Source organism: Gilliamella sp. Nev5-1 (assembly GCF_001690895.1).
Classification (GTDB): domain Bacteria; phylum Pseudomonadota; class Gammaproteobacteria; order Enterobacterales; family Orbaceae; genus Gilliamella; species Gilliamella apicola_C.
Window position 1 is genome coordinate 1 of record NZ_LZHO01000082.1, and the last position, 9,161, is coordinate 9,161.

Annotated in this window: 15 protein-coding genes and 2 pseudogenes; 1 reads left to right on the top strand and 16 read right to left on the bottom strand. The window is 37.1% G+C overall.

Annotated features, from left to right (window positions below):
- The 11 genes and pseudogenes from A9G41_RS11305 to A9G41_RS11345 form a co-directional block, all read right to left on the bottom strand.
- On the bottom strand, positions 1–198 hold a 198-nt coding region (locus A9G41_RS11305; RefSeq protein WP_143425435.1), incomplete at its 3' end, for a hypothetical protein.
- A 268-nt stretch (positions 199–466) separates the two neighbouring features.
- Positions 467–970 carry a hypothetical protein gene (locus tag A9G41_RS11310; protein WP_075539693.1) on the bottom strand — a complete coding sequence of 168 codons (504 nt, stop codon included), beginning with the start codon at positions 968–970 and terminating at the stop codon, positions 467–469.
- Positions 971–979: 9 nt separating this feature from the next.
- The gene (locus A9G41_RS11315; protein WP_075539694.1) at positions 980–1,321 is read right to left on the bottom strand and encodes a hypothetical protein; all 342 of its coding nucleotides are present in this window, start codon (positions 1,319–1,321) and stop codon (positions 980–982) included.
- A gap of 198 nt (positions 1,322–1,519) precedes the next feature.
- On the bottom strand, positions 1,520–1,774 hold the full coding sequence (locus tag A9G41_RS11320) for a hypothetical protein (RefSeq protein ID WP_075539695.1): 255 nt from the start codon (positions 1,772–1,774) through the stop codon (positions 1,520–1,522).
- 42 nt (positions 1,775–1,816) lie between these two features.
- A complete protein-coding gene (locus tag A9G41_RS11325) occupies positions 1,817–2,350 on the bottom strand; it encodes a hypothetical protein (RefSeq protein ID WP_143425466.1) in 534 nt (177 codons plus the stop codon).
- Between the two features lie 142 nt (positions 2,351–2,492).
- On the bottom strand, positions 2,493–2,807 hold the full coding sequence (locus A9G41_RS11330) for a hypothetical protein (protein ID WP_065652307.1): 315 nt from the start codon (positions 2,805–2,807) through the stop codon (positions 2,493–2,495).
- 12 nt (positions 2,808–2,819) lie between these two features.
- The gene (locus tag A9G41_RS11335; RefSeq protein ID WP_075539697.1) at positions 2,820–3,011 is read right to left on the bottom strand and encodes a hypothetical protein; all 192 of its coding nucleotides are present in this window, start codon (positions 3,009–3,011) and stop codon (positions 2,820–2,822) included.
- 72 nt (positions 3,012–3,083) lie between these two features.
- Complete coding sequence (locus A9G41_RS11340) at positions 3,084–3,398, bottom strand: hypothetical protein (RefSeq protein WP_075539698.1); 315 nt, start codon at positions 3,396–3,398, stop codon at positions 3,084–3,086.
- Positions 3,399–3,409: 11 nt separating this feature from the next.
- A complete protein-coding gene (locus tag A9G41_RS13680; RefSeq protein ID WP_082259655.1) occupies positions 3,410–3,655 on the bottom strand; it encodes an RHS repeat-associated core domain-containing protein in 246 nt (81 codons plus the stop codon).
- Positions 3,656–3,688: 33 nt separating this feature from the next.
- Positions 3,689–3,763 (bottom strand): annotated as a pseudogene (locus A9G41_RS15115) (pentapeptide repeat-containing protein); the annotation flags it as partial.
- A gap of 76 nt (positions 3,764–3,839) precedes the next feature.
- Positions 3,840–4,133 carry a barstar family protein gene (locus A9G41_RS11345; RefSeq protein ID WP_075538427.1) on the bottom strand — a complete coding sequence of 98 codons (294 nt, stop codon included), beginning with the start codon at positions 4,131–4,133 and terminating at the stop codon, positions 3,840–3,842.
- Positions 4,134–4,294: 161 nt separating this feature from the next.
- Here A9G41_RS11345 and A9G41_RS15120 point away from each other — a divergent pair, with 161 nt between their 5' ends.
- Positions 4,295–4,435: a transposase gene (locus A9G41_RS15120; protein WP_442903297.1), complete on the top strand. Its 141-nt coding sequence runs from the start codon at positions 4,295–4,297 to the stop codon at positions 4,433–4,435.
- A 322-nt stretch (positions 4,436–4,757) separates the two neighbouring features.
- Here A9G41_RS15120 and A9G41_RS11350 read toward each other — a convergent pair whose 3' ends face one another.
- From A9G41_RS11350 to A9G41_RS11370, 5 genes and pseudogenes are all read right to left on the bottom strand, one after another.
- Positions 4,758–5,162, bottom strand: coding sequence for an Imm7 family immunity protein (locus A9G41_RS11350; RefSeq protein WP_075539699.1), 405 nt, complete (start codon positions 5,160–5,162; stop codon positions 4,758–4,760).
- Positions 5,163–5,171: 9 nt separating this feature from the next.
- Positions 5,172–5,708 (bottom strand): annotated as a pseudogene (locus A9G41_RS11355) (restriction endonuclease fold toxin); the annotation flags it as partial.
- The gene (locus tag A9G41_RS14855; RefSeq protein ID WP_075539701.1) at positions 5,692–6,813 is read right to left on the bottom strand and encodes an RHS repeat domain-containing protein; all 1,122 of its coding nucleotides are present in this window, start codon (positions 6,811–6,813) and stop codon (positions 5,692–5,694) included. The pseudogene A9G41_RS11355 and the gene A9G41_RS14855, both read right to left, overlap by 17 nt.
- 74 nt (positions 6,814–6,887) lie before the next feature.
- Positions 6,888–7,238, bottom strand: a complete 351-nt coding sequence (gene cdiI / locus A9G41_RS11365; protein WP_075539702.1) for a ribonuclease toxin immunity protein CdiI — start codon at positions 7,236–7,238, stop codon at positions 6,888–6,890.
- Positions 7,238–9,161, bottom strand: a 1,924-nt coding sequence (locus A9G41_RS11370) for an RHS repeat-associated core domain-containing protein (RefSeq protein ID WP_179854695.1), incomplete at its 5' end; no start/stop codon positions are given. The genes A9G41_RS11370 and cdiI, both read right to left, overlap by 1 nt.

The window sequence follows — 9,161 nt, forward strand, 5'->3', positions numbered from 1 at the left end:
CCCCAGTGCGTTGATGGTATAGTGTTCGCTGGTCTCATCGCCATAGCGGATAGCACTTAATAGGCCGCTATCGGTCCACTGATAGTGCAACTCTTCTTGCATGGGGTTGATATAGCACAGCAGTTGTCCATCACTATCATATTCCCATTTTTCTTTGCTTTTTTCACTGGCATCGGCACTGTACTGTATACGCTCCATTAATAAGCCACGATTAAAGCGTTGCCATAAACGCTGACCATCGGGATAGGTGACCGATATGCAATTGAGCTCACCGTCATAGCGATATTCGGTGGTATTGCCTAAGGGGTCGGTTTCGGCTAAAAGCTCTCCTTCTTGACCATAGTGACGTTCAATTGTTGCACCACTCGGTGAAATATGCTTAACCTGACGGGCGGATTGTTTATCATGTACCCATATCTCTTTTGAGCCATCGACATAATTTTTAGGTTATAGCTATTTTAATTTATTAAAGTCTAAAACTATCTTTAAGATCTTTGTATTCATTAGAAGATAAATTATTTATAGTAATAAACATCAGTTCATTTTCAAATCCAAATCCTAGCGTAATTCTTCCTGTTTTAATAATAGTTTTTGCCACAGTTTTAGTAGACATATTGACTGTAATATTATTAATAGTCAAAGATACAATATATTCAGAAACATAATCATAAATTTTATTTTTTATCCTTGAAATATCAAGGATAGGTGCTCCAATTATGGTGTTTAATGCTTTAAAATTTATATCATTAGTAGTGATTTGATTAACTGAAGTAAGTGTAATACTTTTTAAAATCCCTGATTTTTCACCAATCTCAATTTCTAATAATGAAGTATCAAAATTACCTGTTCTCCAATATAAACTATTTTCATTAAAAAATTCATTTTCTTTTATATCTATAGTGAAAGGAACATAATAATCAATTTCAACATTACTATTTACTTTTGAGTAAATATCAATAAATTTTAACATTAGATCCTCCTATTTAGGGTTATATCTAGCATGTTTAACAACAATATTTTCTCCAATGTTTCTTAGTGCAGATAATAGAAATTCCCAATTTCCGCCATGGGGCATTTTGTCTGTTACTATTCCATTTTGTTTTAGCGCTGTTTTTAAGGCTAATTCAAATTCTGTTAAAGCAATTTGACTATTTATTGATGTAGTAAAAGTTCCTATGTGTTTATTACTACTAGTTAAAGATTCTAAAATAGGTTTAGTGCCATTAGGAGCGGTCCATAATTCCCTATTTCCAATTTTAATATTAAATGATGATGCAGTGGTAGTCTTGGGTTTTACTGATTCGGCGATCAAAGGCGTCATATTGATATAGCAAAAACAGCCTTTGGGTAGGCTAAAAAGTTATTGTGTTTTTTATAATAATCGTTCAGAAAAGATATTGATTTTATTTGATTTTTTAACAGGCAGTAAAATTACAGAGTAAATAAGGAAAATCCTCGCTGTTTTAATGCAAGGATTTGATATAAGCACGGTTGCTTATTAGCCGTCAATTATTCTATTTTAAGGTAGCCTGCGTTTAGGTTTTTCTGGCTCTGGTGTGGGTAATTTCCATGATATTAATAATCCCAATTGTCCAAGAAAATAATTGATATTATCAAGTTCATTCTCAAGAACTTGCCATAACCACAATTTATCACTTAATTCTTCAAGTGTACCGTGACTTGCATCACTTAATATCCAATCTTTCAGCGTGGTATTATTATCTACACTAATTTCTAAATGATGCTGATTAATAATATTAGCGGTATAAATCATTCTTAATCGCTTATTATCACATAAATACTAAAAAGTACCTTATTAGATCTCAATGACAGGTCTCATCCAAAACGCAACAATACTATCATTTGCTATAGATGCTATAACATTATTAGCAAACTCAATAGAACAAGAATACTGTGTAATACTTGGGTTACCTACAAAAATCCAACAGGAAGACGGATCTTTATATAATTGCCAATGATCAGATCCTGGAATTTCAATAGATACCCCAGATATAAGTTTATTTTTTTTAAGGTTAATAGATAGTTCACCATAATAACTATTAGGTATTATAAGCGGCTTATCAATAGCATGTATTAAAGGAAATAATCCCCAAGGGTAAAGTAACTTGCCTGTATTAATACCAACTTCGATTTGCAGTGTATGCACAGTCAAAGAAGTACATCCACCATGACCTGATAATCTAACTAAATTGTCATTAGAACATTCAATGAAGTCTAACGAATATTCTGATTCTCGATAAACTAGCTTTCCTGACAGCGGTTTATCGGTTTGATAAAAATCAAATAATAATTTATTCATTTTACTTTTTTTCTCTTCGTTTCTGGGCACTCATCCAACAACCCCAACGGGTCAATCCAAATCAGTGGGTAGGGTATGGCAATAAATGAATTTATGACCTTATCTTTTAGGTACTAAAAAGTGTGGATATACCAAGTAATCCCCACAAAATAAGCAGGGATTTGATTATCTTCTAATAAAAGCCAGGATTAACTAAATTTTCTGATTTAATGATTTCAAGGAAACGTTTATATGCGTTTTCGTTTCGTTCAATTATATTATCTAATAAAGATTCTTGGATTAAAGCCCAGTGAAAAATACCTTTTGAATTATTTTCAAAATACACTGTCTTAAAATTAATGTGAGGTTCAATTACTGATACTTCAGTAGCCCTATATTCAATAAATCCTCCGTGATTTTTAGGTAGTCCTAAAAAAAGAGTTTCATCATCGAACCAATAAATTGCAAATACATCTATAATAGTCCCAGTTAAATTTCTAATTTTCATAAAATAACCTTATTATTTGTCTGTAAACGATACACCTGGTTGTGGCCATTTGGATTTGACTGATGTTATTTTCATATCATATGCTTTTCCTGTATATGAATTATATTGATAATGAATATTGATGTTTGAACCATCAGGAAGTTCATGGATAGCCTGCATTTTTTTGAATCCAGCCGATTCAGGAAAGCGAGGATCGTTATTCATTCCTGGTAATTCTCCACCCAAAGCTGGATTTTTTTCTACTCCCCACAAAATAAGCAGGGATTTGATTATCTTCTAATAAAATTCAGGATTAACTAAATTTTCTGATTTAATGATTACGAGGAAGCGTTTATATGCGTCTTCGTCTCGTTCAACTAAATCATCTAATAAAGATTCCTGAATTAAAGCCCAGTGAAAAATACCTTTTCCATTATTTTCAAAATACACTGTTTTAAAATTAATGTGAGGTTCAATTACTGATACTTCATTAGAGCTATATGCAATAAATCCTCCGTAATTTTTAGGAAGCCCTAAAAAAAGAGTTTTATCATTGAACCAATAAATTGCAAATACATCTATAATAGTCCCATCTAATTCTTGAATTTTCATAATATAACCTTTTATTTGTCTATAAACGATACACCTGGTTGTGGCCATTTGGGTTTGACTGATGTTATTTTCATATCATATGCTTTTCCTGTATATGAATTATATTGATAATGAATAGACAACCCCAACGGTTCAATCCAATCCAGTAGGTCAGGAACATAGCTATAGGTATTTTCACCACCGGCAAGCCCTATTGGGTCTTGGCTGATGTAGCGGGCGGTGTACGGGTCGTAATAGCGGTAGCGATTATAGTGCAGCCTTGATTATTCGTATCATCCTGATACTCACCCTTACAGGGTCAATGCTAACGCATTGTTCAAATTTGTTCCAGACAAATTTGTCCTCGTCAAAATACTGCCCTTGAAAGCGCAGGTTTTGTGGTACGGTGCGGTATTCTATGGCGAGGTTGCCATAGGATTTAACTTCCTGCATCACATTTTATTATCTTAATTCAAAATTAATTTTTTCTGTTAAATTTGAGTCTATATCTTGTTCTCTTACTAATTGAAATATTTTTATAATATTATTAAATGTTATTTCTCCTAACTGTCTTTTTGAATAATCTGAATTGTTCCATATTATTAAAATCGGGCGTTCTACGTCATAACTCAAGCAATCCCATAATGCATCTAGATTTTCACCATAGTATTGACCAAAACCCAATAAAGTTGCTATTTGTTTATGAAAATCAGATTCTGAATGAATATTTTCACCATTTAGCACTATTTTTTTCATAGCTATTTCCATTTTCATATTTTATTGGTAGCTACTGCTATATCACGTTTAAATTCTACTGTAAATTTTTGTCTGTTTGTTGTCATTATTCACCTCATTTTGATGATATTAGTTTACTACCTAGAATGTTTTAAATTATTAAATTACTACATCCTGAGCCTATTCATAAAGTGATTTATACTACGGGTGCTATTGAGTCCATTCGTCGACAATTTTGTAAATTAACAAAGACCAAAAACGGTTTTCCTAATAAAAATAGCTTGCCCAAGCTGTTGTATTTGGTGTTGCAAAATGCGGAGTAAAAATAGACAATGCCAATCTAAAATTGGAATTTAGCATTGTCGCCGTTGATGATATTTTTCCTTAATCGCCTTGATAAGGTAATCTCTTTGTGAACTAAAATGACACAGAATTATGAACAGTCCCATTTTCTACGTGAGTTGTGTGCTAAATTTGGGGTATTTACAGCCTTGTACCGCCTATTTAATATTTCTTGATGGGATTGTTAAAAATGTATTAGTTATTTTATTGGTTCTCGGAGCATGGGGTAATTTAAACTAATAACCACCAACTTTGGCATCATATGCACTTTTTGACGGATTTAATTGAAAAAAATATTATTAGTTACTCCTCCTCATCTTCTATCTTGGGAATACAAGGGGATAAAAAAGGGTCTTTTTCTTTTCTTATTTTTCCTCTTGCTAAAACAAAGACTTCAAATTCGTTAAAGGCATCAATTAACTCATCATTTCTAACATACAGTAACCCATAAGATCCTTGTGAAATTTGAGCCACATAATTATATAACTCAAATATATCAGCTATATCCTGTGAATAATGGTTAGCATTTCCGCTAACCATTAGTTGGTAAGAAACATTAACTACATGTATTTTAATAAATCCTGAGCTATCATCTAGTTTATGCTTCGATATGAAAGTTGTAAGTTTATCTAATATAAATTTCATTTCGTAATCATCACTTTCATATGTAGAATTGCTTAATGATATCCATCCATAATATTCTATCATTTTATTACCTTACTTTTTTGGATTAAGTGGTTTAGTATCTATAACTAATTTTACACCGTAACGTTTGCTATATTCATGTAATTTATTTATTACCGACTTTGCAGGTTCGCCTTCAAAGTGATAATACGCGGAACGATTGGTTTCCTTAGCCGCTTCAAATGTTGCTTTCATTTGATTTCTAACACTCTTATTTAACTGTTGTAGAGGTGGCTTAGTTTGAGCAATATATGAGTCACTAATTGCATCAAACTCTCTTATATCATTAGCAAATCTTACTCTAGATTGTCCTCCCAATCTTTCTGCAAGAGCATCAGCTGCTGCATCAGGTTTGCTTACTTTAACTAAATCACCTGAATATTGATTAGATACCTTTCTAGAAGCTGTCCCCGGACACTCATCCGACAATCCCAACGGGTCAATCCAAGCCAGTGGGTCAGGAACATAGCTATAGGCGTTTTCACCACCAGCCAGCCCTATTGGGTCTTGGCTGATGTAGCGAGCAGTGTACGGGTCGTAATAGCGGTAGCGATTATAGTGTAACCCTGATTATTCGTATCATCCTGATACTCACCCTTTCAGGGCCAATGCTAAAGCATTGTTCAAATTTGTTCCAGACAAATTTGTCTTCGTCAAAATACTGCCCTTGAAAGCGCAGGTTTTGTGGTACGGTGCGGTATTCTATGGCAAGGTTGCCATAGGATTTGTAAACACCACTCCAGACAATGTCGCCATTCGCGGTTATGAGCTCTTGTGGAGTGCCGAGTTGGTCGTTGAGGTAGTAGTAGATTTGCCCACCCCGTCCACGACCGACTAACTGCGCCATCGGTCTAAAGCCGGTGCTACCCGGCTCGTAAATGTAACTGATGCAGCGGTAGTCTTGGGCTTTGGTGTGTTCATTGCGGATTACCTCTACACTAAAGTCCGCATCATCGGCATGGCATTCCGTAATAAGGTTTTCACCTTGCCAGAAGAACAGCGTTTTATCGCCCGTTTGCATGTCGGTTTTGCTGATTCGGCGACCAAAGGCGTCATACTCATAACAGTGTACGGTTTCTACCGTTTGATGAAAGTCTTTGTCGTTTTCGTCCCAGTAGTGGCGAATTTTTTTAAATTCAATAAGCTGATGTTGCCCATTCCATTTAAATTGGTGTTCAGTATGTTGCCGTTTACCGCGTAACTCTCGAATCACATTGCCGTATTGGTCGTACTGATAATGGCGGTCACCTTGAATCAATAAGCGGTTAGCCTTGAGCTCGTTACTGTGGGGGCAGGGTGCTTGGGGGGTGCCATGGGTTTTGGCAGTAGATGATGCGTGTTTTAATTCATCAAGCGGCTTTTCACTGCCCAGTAAGTTATCGGCCCCGTCAAAATAAAAGTGCTCATGATAGCCTTTATAGCTTAGCTCATCCGGTAACTGCCCTTGGCTATAAGGTTGGTGGCTAGCGCTACTGAGTCGGCTTTTTAAGTCGTGGGTGAAGGTTTTTACCCCTTTGTAGTTGTCGGTCATTTGGGTGAGCTCACTGGCAACATTATATTGGTAATGACGTTCAATCGGTTTATTCAGGCTGTCTTTGACCCTGACTTTTTGATTAAGCAATCGACCACGGCTATCAAATTGCTGATGACAATTGAGTTCGCCAAATCGCCCCATGCTACGGGCAATTTCATTGCCTTCCTGCCAGCGGTGGGTTGATAGTGTTTGACCGTTTAGGTCGATTTGGATAATTATACAGGAATTTTATCAAGTAGCTTATTGATCTTATCTGTATCTTCTGGATGAAGTTTTAAATAATTTTCGCACGCTAGTCGAACATATTTAAAACCGATTTTCTCTGGTACTATAATTTCACCCTCCCAGACACCAAACATTATTCCATTGAAATGATATTCAGGATCTAAATCATTCCAATCAGGGAAATTACAATATGTTTCATCCATTACAAAACCGATCCTGTTAATAATATATTCAATACTCCAAACAAATTTTCTATAAAGGTGGATTGAATTAAAAAAATCTTTAATAACCCAATCAGGATCATTGTCATAATCAATGTGTTTAAAAATATATTCGTTCATTATTTCGTTACCGGAAAGAAGTTTGTTACAGTTCCTGTTTTAAGGTCTAAATAAACCCTAAAACTTACTCCACCTGCGCTACTTGTGTATTCTCTAACGCCTGATGCCATTGCTGATTTATACCCACTAGCAGCAGCTTGTTGCCCTAAAGCTAATATTTTTTGATCTGATACTATTTTAGGATCATAAATAGTTTTGGTTAACGGTTTGTCTTTATAACCACTAATATTACCAGCTCTATCCTTTGCTGGAATTTTGTATTTTATTTCAGTTATACCAGGAACCCCTGTAGGTGTTTCGCCTACGATCTTTATACCATATTTGTTTGCAGCGGAATAAAATGCATTTGCATTGTGCCCACCTGTAATCCCTTTTCGCTGAGTATATTCCTTTACAGTACTTAAATGAGCTGGCTGATCGATGTCAAAACTAATACCATCAGGAAAAGTTTTAACCGTTGTCACTCCCGGACACTCATCCGACAACCCCAATGGGTCAATCCAAGCCAGTGGGTCAGGGACATAGCTATAGGCATTTTCACCACCGGCCAGTCCGATAGGGTCTTGGCTGAGGTAGCGACCTGTGTGCGGGTCGTAATAGCGGTAGCGATTATAGTGCAGTCCTGACTCCTCGTCAAAATACTGCCCTTGAAAGCGCAGGTTTTGTGGTACGGTGCGGTATTCTATGGCAAGGTTGCCATAGGATTTGTAAACACCACTCCAGACAATGTCGCCATTCGCCGTTATTAGCTCTTGTGGGGTGCCGAGTTGGTCGTTGAGGTAGTAGTAGATTTGCCCACCCCGTCCACGACCGACTAACTGCGCCATCGGTCTAAAGCCGGTGCTGCCCGGCTCGTAAATGTAACTGATGCAGCGGTAGTCTTGGGCTTTTGTGTGTTCATTGCGGATTACCTCTACACTAAAGTCCGCATCATCGGCGTGGCATTCCGTAATAAGGTTTTCACCTTGCCAGAAGAACAGCGTTTTATCGCCCGTTTGCATGTCGGTTTTGCTGATTCGGCGACCAAAGGCGTCATATTCATAACCGTGTACGGTTTCTACCGTTTGATGAAAGTCTTTGTCGTTTTCGTCCCAGTAGTGGCGGATTTTTTTAAATTCAATAAGCTGATGTTGCCCATTCCATTTAAATTGGTGTTCAGTATGTTGCCGTTTACCGCGTAACTCTCGAATCACATTGCCGTATTGGTCGTACTGATAATGGCGGTCACCTTGAATCAATAAGCGGTTAGCCTTGAGCTTGTTGCTGTGGGGGCAGGGTGCTTTGGGGGTGCCATGGGTTTTGGCAGTAGATGATGCGTGTTTTAATTCATCAAGTGGCTTTTCACTGCCCAGTAAGTTATCGGCCCCGTCGAAATAAAAGTGCTCATGATAGCCTTTATAGCTCAGCTCATCCGGTAATTGCCCTTGGCTATAAGGTTGGTGGCTAGCGCTACTGAGTCGGCTTTTTAAGTCGTGGGTAAAGGTTTTTACCCCTTTGTAGTTGTCGGTCATTTGGGTGAGCTCACCGGCAACATTATATTGGTAATGACGTTCAATCGGTTTATTTAGGCTGTCTTTGACCCTGACTTTTTGATTAAGCAATCGACCACGGCTATCAAATTGCTGATGACAATTGAGTTCGCCACATCGCCCCATGCTACGGGCAATTTCATTGCCTTCCTGCCAGCGGTGGGTTGATAGTGTTTGACCGTTTAGGTCAATTTGGCTGACTTCATCACCTCGGTAATAGTGGGTTAAGATGTTACCATCAGGCAGGCGCATTCTAAATAAGCGTCCCGCTTGGTCATAATCAAAATATTGACTACTAAAGCCTTGGTGCTCTTGCGTGATGCGTCCACATTTGTCGTATTGCCATACCAGTGGCCATTTGCCATCGTCCACCTCATTGAGTCGACCAAATCCA

Excerpts from the sequence above, each read along its gene's own strand:
- cdiI (WP_075539702.1), bottom strand. The coding sequence starts at position 7,238 with ATGAACGAATATATTTTTAAACACATTGATTATGACAATGATCCTGAT.
- A9G41_RS11315 (WP_075539694.1), bottom strand. The coding sequence starts at position 1,321 with ATGACGCCTTTGATCGCCGAATCAGTAAAACCCAAGACTACCACTGCA.
- A9G41_RS11310 (WP_075539693.1), bottom strand. The coding sequence starts at position 970 with ATGTTAAAATTTATTGATATTTACTCAAAAGTAAATAGTAATGTTGAA.
- A9G41_RS11330 (WP_065652307.1), bottom strand. The coding sequence starts at position 2,807 with ATGAAAATTAGAAATTTAACTGGGACTATTATAGATGTATTTGCAATT.
- A9G41_RS14855 (WP_075539701.1), bottom strand. The coding sequence starts at position 6,813 with ATGGGGCGATTTGGCGAACTCAATTGTCATCAGCAATTTGATAGCCGT.
- A9G41_RS11320 (WP_075539695.1), bottom strand. The coding sequence starts at position 1,774 with ATGATTTATACCGCTAATATTATTAATCAGCATCATTTAGAAATTAGT.
- A9G41_RS11335 (WP_075539697.1), bottom strand. The coding sequence starts at position 3,011 with ATGAATAACGATCCTCGCTTTCCTGAATCGGCTGGATTCAAAAAAATG.
- A9G41_RS11340 (WP_075539698.1), bottom strand. The coding sequence starts at position 3,398 with ATGAAAATTCAAGAATTAGATGGGACTATTATAGATGTATTTGCAATT.
- A9G41_RS11345 (WP_075538427.1), bottom strand. The coding sequence starts at position 4,133 with ATGAAAAAAATAGTGCTAAATGGTGAAAATATTCATTCAGAATCTGAT.
- A9G41_RS11350 (WP_075539699.1), bottom strand. The coding sequence starts at position 5,162 with ATGATAGAATATTATGGATGGATATCATTAAGCAATTCTACATATGAA.